The following is a 21,021-nucleotide window of genomic DNA, read 5'->3' as shown; positions in this document are numbered from 1 at the left end:
CTGATTATTTGTTCTTCTTGCTTAATTTAGTAGTTGTTGTTCTGAATAAACGCACTTTAGTGCGTTTTTGACCCGCATATTTAATGCTGTTAGTGGTGCGTTGATGGCGTCAAATCCCGTAGTATAAACCCAATCCTGCAATTAGAATTAGTACAATAATTCAGGGCAGATGGGTGGTTAAGAAATTATTGGAATTAGAATTAAATCCGGTAATCACATACTGTTTTTGTAAGTTCATAATTTTGCCATTAACAAAGGCATTCTGGATTTCATAATCAATAATGATTTGTCCGGCTGCTAAATCCGAATGAATTCCCGTGATCACTAAACGTTGGTTAGTGGTATCTGAAGTTATGGCTTGGCTTAATTGTAAGTACCGGTAAGCTAAAGCAAAATTATCCGATGCTAATGAATTTGTTGCCGCCCGAATATCTTGGTTCACTCCCGCACTAATTAACCCATTAGTTACTGCTGACTGATCATTAGCTAAAACTTGGGTGTTAACTAGTTGCAAATTAGTTAAGGTTACTGGAGCAGTTTGCTGGTTAGCTAAGAAAGTGGTAATATTAATTGGTTCAGCATGAATATTAAGATCAGGTAACTGGTAACTATTAACCACTTGAATACTGTTTGCTAAAAAACTAAATTCACCTAAACCTTCATTAATTTCTAAAAATTGATTTAGCGCTGCAGCTGGAACATCTTGAGCTAATAATGCAAGAAGTGCAGGATTTAAAACTAGTAATAACGGATTATCCGCCCGGGAAAATCCTTGCACATTAAAGAATGATTGTAAAAAATTATTGATCTTGGTTCGTTGGTTGGAATTGGCTTTTAACCAACTTAAAATTTCTGAACCAGTTAGCTGATTAGCCCTTTTCCATTCGTTATCAAAGTTGATTAAAAAGTCAGAAGCTTGATCATCTTTACGCGTAATTAGTAATGGTTGGCGTTTAAAGCCTTGTAAGATGACGCTATTTAAATTCACGTTTTGGTAATTACCTTGGGGATCAATTAAATTAGGTTTTGTTTTATTGGGATCAAAAATAACGCTCAGTAATTGAACTTGGCTAAGGTTCATTTCCTTAGGATTAAAACTCAAGAACGGATTGAATAAATAAATTTGTTCGTTTTTCTCGCTGTATTGAATATCAGATTTCCGAACGTTAAAACTCAAGTTCAAATTGGTTAAACTGGCTTTTAAATTATTGAAAACGGTTTGATAATAAACACTGTTAGGATTAATGTTAATGCCTGAATTATCCACTAAACTTCATGTGACCAGATCAAACAATTGATCTTGGTTAGTTAAACTAATGTAATCAGCATGATCCGGATTGGTTTTAGTTATCAGTTGGTCATAATATTCTTTTACTGCATATTTTTTAAACCCATCATTCACGATTGTCCCAGCAACATTTTGGCCTTCTAATGAGGTTAGACTAGGATCATCAGTTGCAATCACAATGCTGTTTTCGTTGTAGTTTTTCCAAGTTGGTAACAAGAAAGAACTTAAAGCATTAGTGATGTGGAATGTTTGTTCTTGATCACCCAGTCGAAAGTGCGTGCCATCTAAACCTTGAATGTAGTTTTCGATTACCACTTTAATGTCAACTTGACCCTTACTATGATCTTGGTTAGTAAAACTAATTGTTTTAAACTGGGTCATTTTACCAACTTGATTATTTGGTACATCATTAGTTCCAAATTTGGTTACAAAGAACTGATCCGCATCGGGGTTAGCATAATAAAGCGGATCAATAAACCGGAATTTCAGAATGTTAATTGCATCGGTAGCAGCTAGTTGCTCTGAAACAGTTAATTGCTGGTTATTATCTAATGCATCATATAATTTTTGGGCTTTAGTTAGTAATTCATTTAACAAGTCCATAATCCCAATCACACTCTCATTCCCAAAGCTGCGGTTAACAAGCGCGTTTTGGGTAAATGGTAATTTCACTTCTGTATGAACTAACCCACTAATGCGGTTGAAGTAGTTGTCTAAGAAGAACCGAATTTCTTGTTGGTATGGTTGCACCACTAAATTACGTTCGGCCCGATCGTTGTTAGTATAACTGTTGTTAATCAATAAGGTGTTAGCACTAATCACGACTTCACCAGTGGAATTATTGACCGAAATTCCACCTAAATTATTGATGTCAACTGTTGTGCCATAACTAGGGTTAGAAGTTGAAGTGGTTAAAACATGGTTTAAAAACCCCGTTAAATTATCATATGCGGTGTAATCAAGGTTTGTGCTTGATTGACTAAGTTGCAAGTTTTTTAACACCCGTAATTGGGTTAATCATTCACTTGGTAACAAATCTTTTCATTCTTGACTTAAAGCATGGTGGAATAAACTACCCCCACCAGTATAACCACTTGTTGGACTTTGATTCGTTGGGGTTGCTGAAGCCTTATAAGCATCTGAAATGGCTTGGGTGGTTGTTAGATTGGGCTTTAAAGCAACTAGTAACGAAGGTAAAGTAGTGATTGGTGCAGCTTGGTCGGTTCCCGCATAAAATTTCCCGTACCGGTAACCGCCTTTAATCGTTAGGGAATTAATGCTCACTAAATTCGCATCAGCAATGGTGGTGATATTATTATTAATGTCATTTTGACTCCAGTTTGCCCCAGCATGAAAACCAATTAGTAATTGGTTTTTCTGGGCCATACTTAATTCTTGGGTCGTTGCTGTTAAGTGTTTATCAGTTCCAAAAGTTGGTGCAGTTGCACTTAAATCCAGCAATGGCAAAATCAGTTGACTAAAAGCAGCTTGGTCTGCAGCTGCTAATAAAGCTGCTTTAAATGCACTTACTTGTTGGTCTTGATACTGGTTGTAAGGAATGAAGGCAATTCCTGAAAGATTATCATTATTTTGTTTTCAAGCAAACGTGGAATTAAAGTTGGATAAATTAAAGAAATTAGTTTGTTTGAAATCAATAAAATTATCCCGTCCCGAATTATTTTGTTCGCGTAAAACAACCGCAAAATCGACACTACCAATTTCCCCATTGCGGTTAACATCAACTAGTCCTAACTCGGTTTCAGGTGGTAAATATGTGTCTAATTGATTATCACTAATTGCTTCACTCCATTTTTTAGTTTGAACATTTTCTTCAGTGCCATTAATGGTTTGAAAGGTTTTTAAAGTAACAAATTCTTTTAGTTTGTCATCAGTATAATCTAATGCGGATAAATCATTTGCCACATTGGTAGAATCAATGGAATATTCCAATTTTTTAAAGGAATTAATGGTGTAGTTTCTAACTAAATTAATCCCCCCATTTGCCGCAGTAGCCCCAATTTGTAAAGTGAAGGACAAAGTTCCCCGGATCTTATCGAAAAAGATTCCGGTTAAATAATTTTCATGGTGATCTAATTGATCTAGTTTGTAAATATTTTGGTTATTTAAAACCGCATTTGCTCCGGTTGTAGTTGTGGGAACCGTAGTATTCCCCCCGTTGTTTGCACTATTTTTAGCTAAGCCAATTCAACGCACACCCAGATGGTTTTTAATCCAAGCTAAAGCTGCAGTGGTGTCTTTGGGAGCAAACGTATTCGGCGCACGATTACGATCATCAAAATCAGTGACAATTTCATTACTATCACTAATTAAAAATGCTTCTTGTACTGCAAAATTAGTTAATGTAATATCTGCAATTTTAATTTGGTTGTTCAACGGGTCAAAGACATTAAACCCAACCACTAACTGGTTGCGGTTTTGATCAAACGACCGAATGAAAACCGAAGTGTTATCATTGGCAATATAACTGGAAACATACCGATCAGCTACAGCTCATTCATCAAAACCATTAATCAAATCAGATGCGGTAATTGACGAAACAAAATAGTGTTTCTTGTTGAAATTGGTTTGGGAAATATCTAGGGTTCGGTTGCCACTGTTGTCATTTATTTGTTGGCTTCGACCTAAACTTGGTGCACTTGGTTGACTGGGATTAATCGGGTTTAAGAAATAAGTGGTGTCAGTTAAAACATTAATGGTGTAAGTATAGTTTCACTGCTGTAATGGAGCACTAATGTTTAAGGTCAGGGTTGATGTTTTGGGAGTGACAGTCCCGTTATCATTAGTGTAAAAAAATTCATTACCCAAACCTTGGGCGATGTTGGATGAACCCGAAGTTCATGGTCGAGCGTTTTTGCGCCCGTTTAGATATGGCATCTGACCAAGCACACTTAATAAGAACCGGTTACCATTATTAGTATCTGCAGCATTAGCTCCAGTTGGTGTGCCACTTATGGTGCTTGGTTCGTAATTGGTTGGTAAATCTTGAAATGCTAAATCATGATTTAAACCATTAGCTTGCGCATAAAAACTAACCCAATCGATGTTTTTAAATTCGGTTGGGGTAACATCTTCACCCTGGTCATTTACTAAACTGGCTTGGATTGTTTGCCCGTTGCCACTTCTGCCGTCTTGTTTCCCCCAAGAATTAGCTACTGAATGATTTTGGGGAAGCGTACGAGTCAGAATGTAAGGGACTTGGGAGTTATATGATTTATACGCGTCTGAAGCATTACTTAAAATGCGGTCATCAAAAATTTTGCGACTTGGTTCGTTATTAACAACTGTTCCACTATCACTAGTAGTCCCAATTTTTCTCACATCTGAGCCAGAATTAAACCCTGGCAGAATGAATGGATCACTATATTGTTGGGCTAAAGTCACATTATAATCAATGGACTTGTTATAACGTTGTAGATAAGTTAAAGCCTTATTATCATTTAACTGGTTAAAGAAAATACCATATAAGTTCTGTGAAGCCGTGCGGGTTGTTTCATTAGCAGCAATATCAAACAGAAAACTTCCTGCGCCAAAAACGCCTAAATAAGTACTAAATTGAGCCGTGGTATTTCGATTAATTGCACTCGTTGGGCCAAATGCAGTGCGGTGGAACCAGGGATAGTATGGATTAGCATCATCACCAATTTTGTGGTTTCATGGTCCAATGGGATAACCATTCACATTAGAATTAACATTAGCGCCTGCACCTTGGACTCGGTTGCTGGTCGGAATGGTTAACTTAGGTCAGGTGTACCAACTGCTTTCTGTGTCTTGTTGGGGTCAGAAATCTAGTAATTGGTTATCATAAAAAGAAAAAGTTGGTAAAGTAAAGTTTTCATTTCCAATTTTTAGCCGGGTAATGTGCAAATTATCATTACTATCAGTTGAACCACGGTTTCAACCTCTTGGTAAGTTTTCTGTGGTTTGATCGTAATATTTGGCTCAATTAGTTGGGTTGAAGTATTGCGTGTAAACTTCATTAGTTAAAATATTGTTGAAATAAGCAGCGTGATTAAACCATGGTAGGGGTTTTGCAGCAATGGGGGTAATATAACGCAAGCGATTGTTGTTGAACTTCACATGAGTAAACATGTTTTTTGATAAAGGAATGCGTTCAATCCGGTTGCTTGAAAAATCAATCCGCGCAATGTCTTTATTGATATCTAAACGAACCGCACCAAAATTAGTTCCTTTATCAAAAGTAATTTCATTTCTGATATTCATAACAACTATACCATCTGAATTGGTACGAATACCCGCGTTCGGATCGAAGCGAACAAGCCCATCAGTTCCTGCCACTAACCCATTATTATTGTTATTAGTGGTAGTAGGATTAGTTTGGTTAACAAATTTAGTGCCATCTTTATTTTTGAAATACAACGGATCAGCTGAAACAGCATCTAGAAAACTGGTGTAGTCATTAACCGTTTTAGTTCCTGTTTTAGTACTAGAACTAGCGGTTGGTCCAGCATAACTAACTCCTGCTAAAGTTTGGGTAATTCAAGTTTTAATTCCTTGAACTGCAGCTAAATCTTTCACTTCATTATCAGCTCACAAACCACTTAAGTATTGGTAATAGTTTTGGTTATCTGGAGCGGTTCAAACCGGACTTTTTAGTTCTTCATCACTAATAAATTCAGTGGAATAGTGGTTGTTACTAAAAGTATTGAAGTCGCCAATCGCTTCAATTTGGTTGCGGCTGGCTTGAATTGTTTTTAAGCCAGGAAAGTTTTTGTAATTCGGGTTGGGAAAGTGGGTTAAAAAGTTATCATCAACATTAATGGTGCCAATTCCACTGTAACGAATTTCAAAATTAGGATTAGTAGTTATACTTGCTTTTAAATCATAAATTCCCAAACCCCAGCGTAGATTGGGGTTAAAAATTTCAGCAATTGAACTCAAGCCTAAATTCGATAAATCCAATGTCATATTGGGTTTATCGAATGCATCGAATCATTCTTGTTTGGTGAAACTACCATCGGGGCTTTTATTAAGTAGTGCCGCAATAGTAGTTCGAATTGTTCGGGTTGGAAAGAATTTTTCTAGTTCATTTCCGCTTGTTTCTAAAGTTGGTCAAACATTTTCGGTTTCATTGTTACTAAATAATCCTAATGGTGGTGCATATTTGACATTTTTAATTTCTTTTGTTTTCGGGTTGTATTGCACATATTTAAGATTGACATAGTCATAAGCATTCGCAACAGTTATAACCCCATTAGTTTGCGTTAAACTAACATTAGTTGAAACAACCTTAATTCCCGTTTTAGGTAGATCACCTTGAAAGGAAATTGAACGATGGGTATTTTCAATAACAAAATTTTCTAGATCAGCTAAATCCCGACCAACAAAAGCGGATAAATTCACATCATCATGATTATTCTGACTGGAATCAACCGGATTAGTATCTCCCATGCCCGTTGCTTGAAACCGGGCTAGTCGGGTTTGAACTGGATCTTGTTGTTCTAGTGCGACTTGTTTTTGATAAGCTTGGGAAACAAAATACAGAGAAGCCGTTAGTGCAACAGTACTAGAAGTTAAAATTGCTAAACCAATTAAAAAACTGGTTGCTGAATTAAGCCGTAGTTTTGCAAAATTACCACGTCAATTACGCTTAGGAGAAGAATTCATAAACTCAAAAAAACTTAAATTCATTTTTTATACAAAAAATGAACTGCTCAAATAATTCGATCAATAAGCAATGGAAAAAGTCAAAATTAACTTAATTTTGATTTTTTTCAGTTACCGCTAAAAAATGCCAAAGAAAACAACGGTTTTCTTCATCAAAAAACCCACAATATTTCTCATGAAAAACAGTGGGTTAAAAATCTAAAAAAATGCTGCCAAAATCAGTAATTTAATGCCTTAATAACAGTTCACTAAATTTTGAAAAATTGTTAATGAAACAGCAGCGGGATAAATTTGTTTTTATTATAAATAAATTAATACCATAATGGTGGTATTCTAATACCAAAATGGGGTCAAAGTGACCCCAAAAAAACGAAGCGCAGAATCTACAAAAAAGCCCGTATTTTCCTGAAAAATACGGGCTTTTTTTTTTTTTTTTAGAACCAATAAGAAAAATTAAACCAAAATTAGAAGTTTAAAGTTTGGGGTTTTCTGAGAAAAAAGATAAATTTTTAACCTTTTTACAGTCATTGTTTTATCTAGAAAAAACAGTTGTTTTTTCCTTAATTTACCTCCTTTTTTCATTCCATTTGTCTTATTTTTTGGGAAGTGAAAATTCATGAAAAATTCGTGTAATTTACCTTGAGAAAATCATTTAATTTATCAGAAAAAAATAACTAATTTTCCCATTATTGATGGACTGAATTTTTATTGAACTTCTAATTATAAATCAGTGGTAATTTCAACTGTCCCCTGCCATATAGAGTTCATAATAAAAAATCATTTCGCATCAAAATAACTCAAAAATGAATTAATAACCAGCAAGGATTTTTTTGGGTAAAATTATTAGTAGATAATAATTTTAAGAATTATTAAGTTATTTTTATGCGTATCTCATCCGTGAAGTGGTTTGACAACCCCCAGTGAAAAAGGGTTGTTGATGTCACTCGTTCATTTCTGACCCAATTGTCCCAAGCTTTAATGCTGCCAATTGCGGTTTTACCCATTGCGGGTTTATTATTAGGAATCGGTGGGGCTATTGGCGCAAATGTTCATACTGCTACAGCTAATGGTTTTGCTGCTTTTTTTAAAAGTATTTCCGAAGTAATCTTTGCTAATATCGCCATTCTATTTGGTATTTCTGTTGCCATTGCGTTTGCTCAGACCAACAAAATTTATGCTGGGTTTATGATGGTCATTGGCTATTTGGTTTTTAATTCATTACAAAGTGCGTTCATTCACTTCGATCACCAAAACCAGTTTCAAGATATTTTATGGTTCCATAAAGACTCGAACATCAGGTATCTAGTCGGCAGTAATTTAGGGATTACTTCGATGCAAACTTCGATTTTTGGTTCGATTATTATTGGCGGGATTGTTGCGTTTGTTTTAAACCGGTGAAGTGAAATTGAAGTTAAATACTTAAACTTCTTTTCTGGGATTCGGTTAGTCCCCATTTTATTAATGCCACTGATTACTGGATTAACCATGTTGTTTTTAGTTATCTGACCTTATGTGGGTCAGTTAATCGGCATCATTGGTGATCGGTTAGCAACCGCACCTGGGGGTGTGGATGGTTTGGTTTATGGGATGGTAGCTCGGTCATTAATGCCTTTAGGATTACACCACATTTTGATTGCCATCGCGTTTCAAACCGAATTGGGCGGACGTTTAACCCTAGCTAGTGTTGTTGAGGCGGGTGAGCGTTTACAAATTACTGAAATCCCCGAATTTCAAACTCTAGTAGCTGAATTACAAGCTCGCAATGGGCTAATTATTGGCGACCAGAACATTTGAAACTTTATTAATGGTTTACCATTTAACCATTTACCAACCAATGCTACAGGCCAATCTCTACCCGTATTTAATTGGTTTCAAACCCAACTAAATGTTTATGCGGGCCGGTTTACCCAAGATTATCCGATTTATTTGGGTGCGATTCAGGGTATTGGTTTAGCCATGATTTTAGCAGCGAAAAAAACCTACCGAAAAAAAGCAGTGGCCATTATTGGTTCATCCATGGTTGTCGCTTTTTTAACCGGCATTACTGAACCACTAGAATTTTCTTTCTTGTTTGTTGCCCCATTATTTTATTATGTGATTTATGTGCCTTTATCCGGATTAGCTTACATGTTCATGAAACTAGCAGGAGCACATGTCGGGGTTGGGTTTGCCCGAGGATTCATTGATTACATTATTTATGGCGCAGTGCCCGTGCAAAAAGGGACCCAGTTTTATTGAGCGATTGTGATTGCTTTAGCAATGGGAGTATTCAGTTTTGTCACCATGTATTTTGGCGCTAAAAAATTTGGTTGAAAAATTCCTTATTCCACGGATGAACAACTAAGCTTAATTGATAAAAAAACTTGAACTGAGCTGAAAAAAACCGAGCCAACCGAAGCCATTCCCACTTTAGTTAAGGCTTATGGGGGCTTTAGTAATATCCAAAGCATTACCGCGTGTGCCACCCGGTTACGCATTGTTGTCATTGATCTGAATCAACTCGATACAGAAACAATCAAGCAGCAAGGTGCGGTTGCAGTCTTAGTCAAAGGCAGTTCCACCCAAGCAATTTTTGGCGGACGTGCCCAAATTTTAGCCAACCAAATGGAGCAGTATCGAAAACAAGTTACACCCCCCAACTAATGTGGTTTCAACTGCTACTGTAAAATAATGATCCAACTACATTCAGCAGTTAGTTAAAGCCAATAATTAATAATAAAAAACCAACCTAATTAGTTAGGTTGGTTTTGTTTTGCTCATTTTTTGGTTTTACGTAATAAGTAATTCACCCCTGATTTAGTGACCGCGATACTGTATTTATCATGAATGAAAACCGCCAGTTCGTGCAAGCTTAAATAGGGATTTTTTAACCGTTCTTCCATGATGATTTGTTCTTCATCATTTCACTTATAAATATTGCGTTGATCAATAATGGTTTTGATTGCTGCTACTTGTTCAGTGGCAGCTTTGGTGACTTTAGATAAATTGGCCACATCCAAATTATTCAAACGCTGTTGTTGGTTTAAATAATCCTTTAAGATTTTATGATCTTCAAGTTCAAGCATTTGGTTAACCGCGTTCACTGATTTTAATAAATCAGATAAGCTTTCAGCCCGTTTCACATAAATCTTGGTTTTGTTTTTGTAATTGAAAACTTTGGATTGGATTTTCAGTTTTTTCAAGATTTTGCTAATCAGTTGTTGAATGAACCAGTCACTAACCCCAATCTCTGCGTGATAAACATTTTTTTCAATATCTAAAACTACCCCATGGGCTAAAAAGATCCCTGTTAAAATTGCTTGGTGGTTCATTTTATTTTGACTGAAAATCCGGCAACTAGTTTCTAGATCTTCTAGAAACGGGATCGTGTGAAAATCAGGAATTTGTAACCGATAAATTTTGGTTGGCTGATCAGGAACAACGAGTTTGGTTGGTAGTTCAAAGTATTTTTGTAAATACTTTTGAAAAAATTGTAACTGGTGTTGGGAATAGTTTTTGATTTCTCAAAACTGTTGCTTGGTTTCTGGATCTTCTAATAGGCTGTAATTGTTGTAACAATAAAAAGCCATAATCACCATGAAATCATTTTTCGTGTATTCTCAATCAATGATTTCGCGCTTAATTTTTTCGTTAAAAGTCATACCCCACCTTTCTGATCGGTTTTTGTTATTTCAACCCCACAACCCTACAAACATAAAGCATGCTTGTTGATCGATTATCAACAAGCATGAAAAACTCTAGTCCCGATCAACGAAGTGGTTAGCGATGTAGTTTTTGGCTTCAATGGCCGCAATTGCTCCATCATTAATCGCAGTGGCCACTTGGCGTAAATCCTTTTGAATTACATCCCCACCCGCGTACAAGCCTTTATATTTGGTTTCCATTTTATCATTAACCATGATAAATCCGTCATTACCCACAATTGCTAGATCTTTGACAAAATCAGTCACCGGGTTTAAACCAACATACGGGAAGACACACGCAATCGGAATTAATTCGGTTTTTTGGGTTTCGGTGTTTTGAATTGTGATTCCATTAACCACATTATCAGCAACTTCGATACTTAAAGCAACTGCGGGAGTATGCAAAATGATGTTGTCAATTTTTTTCATGTTGGCCACAATTTTCGCATCGGCCCGAAACTCGTTACGCCGGTGGATCACATGCACTTTATTTACCACATTAGACAAATAAATCGCTTCTTCAACCGCGGAATTACCCCCACCAATCACTGCAACATCGCGTTTTTTATATAAGGCCGCGTCACAAACCGCACAATAAGAAACACCCCGACCATAATATTCGGTTTCATTAGGAATGCCAAGTTTGCGTTCAATCATCCCTGTAGCAACAAAAACGGTTTTGGCATAATAAATTTTTTCATCCGCAGTGTGAACTGCTCAGTAGGGATCTAAATGAACTACTTTAGTGACATGCCCATAAATGTAGCTCACTTCATTTGCCAAGGCGTGATTCATCATTTTTAATGATAAATCAGCTCCCCCAATTGTTTCAAACCCTGGGTAGTTTTCCAAACTTCCCGTTTTAACCATTTTGCCCCCAGGTGTATCTTTTTCTAAAAACCCGACTTTCATACCCGCACGTGCACCATACACTGCAGCGGTTAATCCAGCTGGTCCTCCCCCAATAATTAAAAAATCATATAAATTGGGATTATTGCGTAATCCATCAGTAATTGCCATAATAAATAACTCTTTGACTTGTGCAAATTCAATTAATTTTCAATTCAAATGTCATGTTTGAAATAAGTGACATAACGTGAACCATAGAACTTAGTTTGGCTTGGGGTTAACACATAATCAGTTAACCGGACGGTGTCTAAACTTTTTAAGCGTTGGATGTCCTGACTAATTTTAGTAGTTAAACTGGTTTTTAAAAAGTTGTCTTGGAAATGCCCGTATTTTAAAGCTAAATCACGGAACCATGGCAGTTGATAAGCTTGGATTTTCATTCAATCCGCACTATACCCAAACCAGTGTACGTGCCGAATTTTCCGATTACCCGCCACTAAAAACGCATAGCTAATAATTAATGTCCCCAAAACGACCAATAAAATCGATAAGACAAATGATTGGTTAAAACTAAATGAAGTACCTCCGGCTGAAAAGCGTAGCCGTTCAGTTGCTACCCGGAATAAACCAGTGTAAGTAATTGCTAACCCCCCAATCATTCCGGCTTTAAATTTGGGAATCATGTTAATGAATCCACTGTAAATTAAAGTGAAGAAAATCACATTAAAGAAGGATTCATATAAAAATAAGGGTTGGTGGAACCGAGCCGCATTCATTCATGCTGGATCGGGATTAGCTGCTCCCCCAGGGTTGGGAATACTAGCAATTCACATGTTAGTTCATACCCCAGGCATCGCATGACGTAACCAGTTCAGCGGTAAAATTTCGGTATTACCCGTTTTAATTGCTTCTAAAGCTTGAGCATAAGTCAAATTGCCCACGGCTTGACCAAACACTTCGTAGTTGAAAAAATTCCCCCATCGACCCACAGCTTGACCAATTAAAACCACGGGAACAATTGCGTCAAAAAAGATTCAAGTTGAAACCCGACGGACTGCTTCAGCTTCGGCTTGTTTGCCTAAGGGAACATTAACCCAGTATTTGGGATTGCGCATGGATAACGGAAACCAAAATAAGCCTAAGAGCGTTGACGCAACCACTCCACCTTGAATCGCTAAACCACCGTTTCCGGTAAACCCAGCATATCACGCATTGGAGTTACCAATCGCGTATGATCAAATACTGGCAAACACAATTCCAATTGGAAAAGCAACTACAGCAAATTTAAGCAAGGGATCATAAGAAACTTTATAAAATTTGCTTAGTTTAATTGCACAAAAGATGACAGCAATAATAAAACCTAAAACTACTAAAAAACCATATAAGGTAACCGGAAGTCGACCGATGTGAAATAAGGTGCCAAAGCGGTTGTCTAAGTTGATGTCATTAATACCATGAAACATTGTTACTAATCATCATCCTTTCTTGTTGTTAATTCAATAATGCGATCTTGAAATTCATCAAAAGCAAAATAATGCTCATAGTATTTCAATTTAAAATCAATCACTGCGGCTTCAGCAATATCACTTAATTTTTTCCCATAACTCACTGGTAATAAATAATGGGGGACATGAATTCCCAGTAGGGGTTTCATGTTTAAGTGTGAACCAATGCGATCAATTTCATCCCGATCCAAATCTTTTTCTTTGCGTAGTTCAATCACCATCCGGATTTGGGTATGATCAATTAAGCGTTGCATTCCATACATTTTTTTGACATTTAAAATGCCTAGTCCTCGCAGTTCAATAAACCCAGCAACAACTGGGTTAGCTCGAGCTCACAATTCATTCCCAATCACGGCCACATCAATAGAATCATCACCAACAAACAAATGGTTTTTTAATAACAATTCCATTGCTAATTCGGATTTACCAATTCCTGCTTCACCAGTAATTAAAACCCCTTCGCCAAAAACATTCACCAACACACCGTGTAAAGTATGAACTTGGGCAAATTTACGGGATAATCAAGTTCCTAAAATTGATGTTGTTGTTTCAGCTGCAAAATTTGATTCAATAATCGGAACTTGATTATCATGTTTTTGACTCAAGCTAACCAATTCATCACGGTATAAAAACTGGTGACTTAAAATAATTGCTGGAGGCTGGCGTAATAAAATTGCTTCTAAACGCTTGTGCCGCTCAGCTGGGGATAAAGTTTGTAAAAACCGTTCCTCGTTTATTCCTCAGGAAATAATTTGTTCAATTTTGGGATGAGCAAAAATTTCGGCTAATTCTAATCCCGCTTGGTACAAAATCGGACTAGTAATTTTCAGCTGTTGATTATGTTGGGTTAGGTTTAAAAAATTGCCGCCCAATTTGGTAAATAATTGGGCAACCCGAATGTATTTTTGTGCCATAAATGTTGCTGAAAATTCATCACCATCCAGTTTGTTGGTTTTGGTTTTTGCAAAAAACCGTATTCGCTAATTATAGAGCAATAATTAGTGGTTTTTGCTTTTTAAATCAGCTTAATTAGAATTTTTTTATTTTTAATTTTGGGAATTATTTGTTGATAATAAAATTATTAACTTGGTTTTTTCTGTTGTTGTGCACTTGATAATTTCGTGCAAAAAAATTGGTCAGACAGGTTGGTAAAAAACAAAAAATTAATTGATTGCTCAATTAATTTTGGGCTGCTCCAACTTTGACTAAAGTTGGTTTAATGATGCGTTCGTGTAATTGATAACCAGGAGCAACAATGACAACGACTTTATTTTCTTGACCAGGTTGAGCTGGAACGGTTTCGAAGGCTTCCATAATTTCAGAATTATATTCATCCCCTAATTGCACCGGAATTTTTCGAATGTTTAAGTTTTCTAATAACTGGTTAAACATGTTTAAAAACATCATAAAACCAGAAACATAATTTTTTAAAACCGGATCAGTTGGGTTCATGCTTAAAACACTTTCAAACTGACCAATAATTGTTACCAGTTCAATTGCTTGTTTTTCTAAAGCATACTTTTTAGCGTGATTTAATTCCGCTTCAAATTTTTGTTGGTAAGCAATAATTTTTTGGTTTAAAACTTTTTCTGCTTGTTCAGCTTTTTCTTGCACTTTAGCTAAAAAAGCATCATTAGTTTCACCCTGAAGTTTGCGGCGTACTTCAATTTCGTGCGCTTCTAATTCCTTTTTATGCCGTTTTTCAGTTTCATCAATGCGGTGTTTTAATCGTTCTAATTCTGCTACCAAATCACCATGAGTTTTTTTGGAATTGGTTGGGGTTGGAATTGGATTTTTTTGACTTGGTTGTAAATGGTGTAATTTTTTGGTTAATTCGCGATTAATTTGTTCTAGTTCCTGAATTTTGTTGCGGTGGTCATTTAAAATTTTTTTAAAATCCGGATTTGGTAATGGATTAACTGATCCGTTTCCTGTTCCTTGGGTTTTAGGTTGTTGGGCTTGGGAGCCGAAATTGGACCCAGTGTTTGCTAGCTCGGCTTTTAAGCGGGTAATTTCGGCTTTTAGAGCTCGGTTTTCTTGATTAAGTTTGGAAGCGGATGCTTTAGTATAGAAGGTCTTATTATTATGTTTAGCTTTTCTTTTTGGGTTTAGCTCATTCATACAGCAATTACTCCTTTAATTCACTTAAAGCTTTATTGATCCAATTAACTGCTTCTTTGGGTTCTTCGATTTTAATCCCACTTAAAATTTTAATTTCTGCATCAGATAATTTTTGGGGACTAGCATATTCGACAACACCAATTAAATCACCACTAGTTAATTTATTATTGCGACTAATTCGACAACCAGCCCCAACAATTTTTAAGTGTTCGCCATTTTTAATTCCGGGTTTTACCCGGATGGTTTTAATCCCTCAAGGCGAAGGAATTTTCAAATCTCCCCCTATCATTGCTTGTAGAGGATTAACAACTAACTTAGTGTAAATGTTCATGCCGTGGCGTTCAAAAACATTGGAGTGGGTGACAAAGATCTGAATTTTTAAAGTTACTTCAGTGGAACCATGCTGGTTTTTAAAGATTAAAAATTGACCAGCACGAACTCCTGCGGGGATGGTTAAATCCAAAGTGGTGGTCACTTGGTTAAACCCGTTTCCGTTACAACTTTTACACTTTTTAATTGGAACTTTTCCTGAACCATGACAAGTGTAACAGCGAGAACGAGTTGAAACAACTCCAAACAGACTTTTGCGTTTAACAATTTCTTCGCCTAAACCATTACATTTTTTACAAATGGTAATGTTTTTAGCATCCCCATCTAAAGCTCCTGTGCCCCGACATGGGTCACATTTAGCTTGATAAGAATAGCGGAAGTTTTGTTTTGTTCCCCGAATGGATTCGACAAAACTAATTTCAATGCCTTGTTCGATTTCATTAGGATTCTGATTCGGAGAACGTTGGTTACCAAAATTATTACGAAACACCCGGCCAAACAGATCATCAATATCGCCTGATCCGTCCTCGTTGCCAAAAAAAGTTTCGCCTTGTTGGTTAAAAAACTGGTTAAAAATATCAAACGGGTTAAAGCCTTGGTCGTGAAATCCGGTATTTTCTAAACCAGCATGACCAAAATCATCATAAGTTTTGCGTTTTTGAGCATCACTTAAGACTTCATAGGCCTCATTAATTTCTTTAAATTGATCTTCAGCGCCCTTTTCTTTATTAATATCGGGGTGATATTTGCGAGCTAAAGTGCGAAATGCGCGCTTGATATCAGCTTCAGACGCATTACGACTAACTCCTAAAACTTCATAATAGTCTCGTTTACTCATTAAAGAGATCCTTTCATGATCAATTCTTTTAAATTAATGTCGGGTATTTAATGGGATAATGAAACGCCCATTAAAGCAGTTAAGAGTGATTTATTCCAAAATTATACCATAAGATTAGCAGTTAAGGTTAATAACTGCTAATACAAAACCGCTGTTGGTGGCTTTTAGGCATTAATCCCCATATTAATCCACAAAAGTGGCTAAACTTGTCAAGCCAGCCCATAAAAACACGACTAAAATAGCGTGGGTATAATATAATATACTCTATTAACTAGTGAGAAGAAGAACTAACTTAGACTAAAAATGATTTTACAAGCTCATCCCCGCATTACTTTCGGATTAAAAACTTTCAAATACGCACCAAGCTACAAAAAAACACCGTTTGATAGCGTATTTGTTTTAGTACCTGAACTTTATGATGAACTACATTTAACTAAAAATCCGACTTTAGAAGTCCGTTATTTTGATCCAGCAGGTAATTTGTTACACGTGCAAAACGACTTAGTCACCAAAGCGGCTTTTTATTTAAGCGCCCATCATTCCATTAATGTCAATTTACGAATTGACATTAAAAAGAACATTCCACTAGGTTCTGGTTTAGGCTCTGTAGCTGCATGTGCTGCAGCGTTAATTAAATATTATGCAGACCGATTTGATTTGCCAATTAATTTCCGACACATTGCAACAAGTGTTAGCCCTGATATTCCTTTCTTTTTAACTGGATTCAAAGTTGGCCGAGTGCAAAACTTTGGTGATGAGGTGGTTGGTTATACCCACATTCAATTGCCAAAAATGAAACTTCACTTCACAAACATTGCGCTTGATGAAACCCAAGTTCGTGAAGTTTTCAAAATTCAACCTAAATTTTTAGCTAATAACTACGTGTCTAAATTAGTGAGTGCTCTAACCAATAACCAACCCTTTGAAGTGTTTAACGAATACCAATCCGCGGTATTTCAAATTTCACCTGAATTATTTTTAATGCAGGCCAAATTAAAAACCCCTTTTAACCAAATTTTTACATGTGGAACTGGATCAACTTTAATTGAATTAAACGATCCACATTTCACTGAAGAAAACCACTAATCGCCTGTCTCCTTTTATTCTGGTTGTTAACCCATAAAAACAGATTTCACCATGGTTCATGTTGAAATATTTCATTAGTGTCTACTAGAATATCCAAGTCAAGGAATTAATGTCATGAATTCACAAATTAAAACGGTCCGGACCCGCTACGCTCCTTCTCCCACTGGAGAATTACACATCGGCGGAGCTAGGACCGCGATCTTTAATTATTTATTTGCCAAGCGGCATTTAGGCAATTTCATTCTCCGGATCGAAGATACCGATGTTGAACGTAACATCGAAGAAGGATTAGCTTCCCAATTTGATAATTTAAAATGATTGAATATTTTCCCCGATGAATCATTTAATAATCCTGGTGATTCGGGGCCGTATTTGCAGTCCCAAAAGTTATTAACTTACCAAAAAATTGCGGTCCAATTATTAGAACAAGATTTAGCTTACCGTTGTTTTTGTACTCCAGCAGAACTGGATCAAAAACGTCAACAAGCATTAGATAACGGCCAAACCCCACGGTATGATCGCACTTGTTTAAACTTAAGCCCTGAAGAAATCACTGCTAAAGTTAATGCCGGGAAAGAGTTTGCAATTCGGTTGAAACTAAGCGATGAAGCTACATATGCCTGGGATGATTTGATTCGGGGTAACATTAGTGTTCCAGGTACTGCTTTAAGTGATTACATCATTTTACGTTCCAATAAAATTCCCACCTATAATTTTGCAGTAGTAATTGATGATCATGACATGAAAATTAGTCATGTTTTACGGGGCGAAGAACACATTTCTAATACTCCATACCAAATTGCTACTTACCAAGCTTTAGGTTATACTAAAATGCCCCAGTTTGCCCATTTATCCATCATTATTGGGGCTGATGGAAAAAAACTTTCTAAACGCGATAAAACAACTAAACAGTTCATTGAAAACTACCGTAAGGATGGGTTTTTACCCGAAGCTGTTGTTAACTTCTTAGCTTTATTAGGTTGACCAGGAATTCCTGAACAAGAAATTATGACTTTAGAGGAGATGATTAATAATTTTGATCTTGCTCACCTTTCTAAAGCGCCGGCTTTTTTTGATTATAAAAAATTATTATGAATTTCTGGGCAACACTTCCGCCGGTTAAATGACAAAGTTTATTGAAACTTTGTTAATCCCTTTTTTGTGATTGATTTAAACCAACTAAACGAAAGCAAAGAAGAAATTGCCCTATTATTTAAAAACCAAATTTCTTATGCTGCGCAATTAAACGAATTAGCTAATAACATTTTTAATTCGCCTTCTAATGCGCAAACCATTTTCCAAGACCATCATCAAGTTTTAGCTGATAATCGCGATGTATTAGAAATCGGGCTAAAACTTTTACCTGATTCCACTGAAGAGTGAAATCATGCTAATGTGCGGGCGTATTTAAAACAAATTATGGCCCAAACCAATAAAAAAGGTATGGACTTTTTTATTCCATTACGTTTAGGATTAACTTATTCTGAACATGGTCCAGAATTATTTAAAATCATTAAATTAATGGGTTATCAATTATGCCGAACCCGTTTGCTTGAGGTCTTAAAATTCTTAGATGAATTCACCCCACAAAACTAAACCGTGATACTCCCGGTTTCACTTGGAAATTAAAGAAAAAAAGAAAAGTTATTTCATTAAAGACCCGATTCATAATGAAATTAATTTTGACCGCTCCCGCCGGTGGTTGTACCAATTGGTTAACACCCCAGAAATGCAGCGGTTAAGTAAAATCTTACAGCTTAGCTTATCTTATAATAATTTCCCCACTGCAACCCATACTCGTTTATCCCATTGTTTGGGAGTGTATCAAGTTGCGGCCAATTTCATTGATGAATGAATTCGTAAGGGTTGTTTACAACCTGATAAAGACCGGGTGGCGATTAATGTGGCTTTAGCAGCTGCATTATTACATGATGTGGGGCATGGTCCGCATTCGCATGCGTTTGAAGAATACATGCATTTTTCGCACGAAGCTTATGCCACCCAAATCTTAAGTTCACCCGAAACCCGAGTACACCAAATTTTGGTTAACCAAGCACTCAAGGATAAAATTGATCCGCTATATTATGTGCAAAAGGTTGCTCAAATTATTACTAAACAAAATAAAGCGCCCGAATTAAATTGGGTGCAAGATTTAATTTCTTCACAAATTGATGCGGATCGGTTGGACTATTTGTTGCGCGATTCGCATTTTTCAGGATTAAGTTATGGTAGTCGGAACATTCATTTGTTGATTAAATGATCTGTTATTGTCCGGGCTGAACAACTGGATTTAATCAATTATCCTGCACAAGCTAAATACGTTAACAAAATTGCATTTTATGACAAAGCGAATCATTTAATCACCAACTTCTTAATCAATCGTTACACCATGTATGCGGAATTGTATGCCAATATTTACAGTGTCACTTATGAATTACTAATTGGGAAAATCATTGATTATTTCCGTCAAAACTACCACCAAATTCGCCAGGATCCGCAGTTGCAAACTTATCATTTCTTATATGATTTAATTCAACCTTATTTGCAACCAGAAACTGCTAAACAATTTGATTATGCCAAATTTATTAAACTAACTGATCAAAGCTTTGATTTAATTCTTGAATCCTTCTGTGAAGCAGCAGATCCGGTTTTAGCATCTTTAGCTAATTTATTAAAAGGCAACATCAGTTTAACCCAACACCAGTTTTTGGCTCTAAGTCTAGAAGAATACCAGCAATTGCAAACTAGTTTCCAGATTTTACAAACCCAAAATCCCGAAATAACTTATACTGACCAATTGATTCTGCCCCAGCACCAACAACAATGACGACCAGTAATTTATGATAAAGAAAACCCAATTTTGAATTACAATAATGAAACAAGCCAAGTCGTTGCTTATGACAGTTTTTTAGATCAAACCCCGTTAGATCTGGAAAAATTACTCACTTTTAACCCAACCAGTAAAAAATACACTGTGATTGTGATTCAGAAAAAATTATGATCCAAAATTCAAGCAATTAATAAGAAAGAAGCAAACCCCTTATGACCAAACACTTAAACCCCCGCATGTTAACTGATTTAGCTTATGAAATTGCACTAACCCAATTTCATAACCAAAATTTCAGTTTCCAAAACTTATGATCTTTAGTTTGGAGTCAGGCAACTGATTTCAAACAAGAAAAAGTTGAAGACTGAATTGGCGATTTTTATGTTGACTTATGCCAAGACAAACGCTTTTTGGTTTGTGGTCCCACCACTTGATGTTTAAAAGAATGCATCACAGTTGAAAAAGCCGAAAAAATTGCTAACACCATGTTTTTATACGAAAAAGATGATCTGTTTGAAGAAGGCTATGAAGATTACACCGATGAAATTGAAGTTGCTGATTCGTTTGAAGTCGATGAAGAAATCCAAGTGAGTGAAGACGAAATTATTGACGAATAATTCGTTCTGCTTGCTTTAACCCAACCGAACAAACAAATTATGAATTAATGTTCGGCTTTTTAAAATCAAAAAAAGCTATGGTTTTTGACCATAGCTTTTTTTGAAACAATTTTGATTTGATTTAATTTATCGTATTTTTATTTAGTTTAGTTGAAGGATTGGATATCTTAAATAAGTAGACCGGCAAATGAAAGTAGCTAGACAATCATTTGATGCAACTAGTTCAAAATT

General features: G+C 36.1%; 12 protein-coding genes. 5 read left to right on the top strand and 7 right to left on the bottom strand.

The features are described from left to right. Nucleotides 1-4: 4 nt before the first annotated feature. On the bottom strand, nucleotides 5-6,934 hold the full coding sequence (locus tag NPA10_RS01295) for a hypothetical protein (protein ID WP_256547737.1): 6,930 nt from the start codon (nucleotides 6,932-6,934) through the stop codon (nucleotides 5-7). Nucleotides 6,935-7,816: 882 nt separating this feature from the next. Between NPA10_RS01295 and NPA10_RS01290 the strand changes: the two genes are divergently transcribed. After that, nucleotides 7,817-9,577 (top strand): PTS transporter subunit EIIC, encoded by a 1,761-nt coding sequence (locus tag NPA10_RS01290; RefSeq protein ID WP_256547736.1) that lies wholly within the window; start codon nucleotides 7,817-7,819, stop codon nucleotides 9,575-9,577. Nucleotides 9,578-9,666: 89 nt separating this feature from the next. On the opposite strand, the gene whiA is transcribed toward NPA10_RS01290, so the two are convergent. The 6 genes from whiA to NPA10_RS01260 all read right to left on the bottom strand — a co-directional run bounded on the left by whiA (nucleotide 9,667) and on the right by NPA10_RS01260 (nucleotide 16,260). After that, entirely contained in the window at nucleotides 9,667-10,575 is a 909-nt protein-coding gene (whiA, locus tag NPA10_RS01285; protein ID WP_256547735.1) for a DNA-binding protein WhiA, read from the bottom strand. A gap of 96 nt (nucleotides 10,576-10,671) precedes the next feature. Next, nucleotides 10,672-11,685 carry an FAD-dependent oxidoreductase gene (locus NPA10_RS01280; RefSeq protein ID WP_256547734.1) on the bottom strand — a complete coding sequence of 338 codons (1,014 nt, stop codon included), beginning with the start codon at nucleotides 11,683-11,685 and terminating at the stop codon, nucleotides 10,672-10,674. Next, nucleotides 11,670-12,929, bottom strand: coding sequence for a prolipoprotein diacylglyceryl transferase (gene lgt, locus NPA10_RS01275; protein ID WP_256547733.1), 1,260 nt, complete (start codon nucleotides 12,927-12,929; stop codon nucleotides 11,670-11,672). The genes NPA10_RS01280 and lgt overlap by 16 nt, the downstream gene beginning before the upstream one ends. Before the next feature lie 5 nt (nucleotides 12,930-12,934). Continuing rightward, on the bottom strand, nucleotides 12,935-13,885 hold the full coding sequence (hprK, locus tag NPA10_RS01270; RefSeq protein WP_256547732.1) for an HPr(Ser) kinase/phosphatase: 951 nt from the start codon (nucleotides 13,883-13,885) through the stop codon (nucleotides 12,935-12,937). 265 nt (nucleotides 13,886-14,150) lie between these two features. Next, nucleotides 14,151-15,092 carry a nucleotide exchange factor GrpE gene (gene grpE, locus NPA10_RS01265; protein WP_256547731.1) on the bottom strand — a complete coding sequence of 314 codons (942 nt, stop codon included), beginning with the start codon at nucleotides 15,090-15,092 and terminating at the stop codon, nucleotides 14,151-14,153. A gap of 7 nt (nucleotides 15,093-15,099) precedes the next feature. Then, complete coding sequence (locus NPA10_RS01260) at nucleotides 15,100-16,260, bottom strand: DnaJ domain-containing protein (protein ID WP_307291485.1); 1,161 nt, start codon at nucleotides 16,258-16,260, stop codon at nucleotides 15,100-15,102. A gap of 303 nt (nucleotides 16,261-16,563) precedes the next feature. Here NPA10_RS01260 and NPA10_RS01250 point away from each other — a divergent pair, with 303 nt between their 5' ends. The 4 genes from NPA10_RS01250 (at nucleotide 16,564) to rpoE (ending at nucleotide 20,790) form a co-directional block, all read left to right on the top strand. After that, entirely contained in the window at nucleotides 16,564-17,346 is a 783-nt protein-coding gene (locus tag NPA10_RS01250) for a GHMP family kinase ATP-binding protein (protein ID WP_256547730.1), read from the top strand. A 114-nt stretch (nucleotides 17,347-17,460) separates the two neighbouring features. Continuing rightward, nucleotides 17,461-18,942: a glutamate--tRNA ligase gene (gene gltX, locus NPA10_RS01245; protein WP_256547729.1), complete on the top strand. Its 1,482-nt coding sequence runs from the start codon at nucleotides 17,461-17,463 to the stop codon at nucleotides 18,940-18,942. Then, nucleotides 18,920-20,404 (top strand): HD domain-containing protein, encoded by a 1,485-nt coding sequence (locus tag NPA10_RS01240; RefSeq protein ID WP_256547728.1) that lies wholly within the window; start codon nucleotides 18,920-18,922, stop codon nucleotides 20,402-20,404. Before gltX ends, NPA10_RS01240 begins: the two co-directional genes overlap by 23 nt. After that, nucleotides 20,389-20,790 (top strand): DNA-directed RNA polymerase subunit delta, encoded by a 402-nt coding sequence (gene rpoE, locus NPA10_RS01235; RefSeq protein WP_256547727.1) that lies wholly within the window; start codon nucleotides 20,389-20,391, stop codon nucleotides 20,788-20,790. Before NPA10_RS01240 ends, rpoE begins: the two co-directional genes overlap by 16 nt. Nucleotides 20,791-21,021: the final 231 nt, after the last annotated feature.

The sequence above is a fragment of the Mycoplasmoides fastidiosum genome, assembly GCF_024498275.1.
GTDB classification, from domain to species: domain Bacteria; phylum Bacillota_I; class Bacilli_A; order Mycoplasmatales; family Mycoplasmoidaceae; genus Mycoplasma_N; species Mycoplasma_N fastidiosum.
Note: the sequence above shows the minus strand (reverse complement) of the source record. Positions and strands in the feature narration are given on the sequence as shown.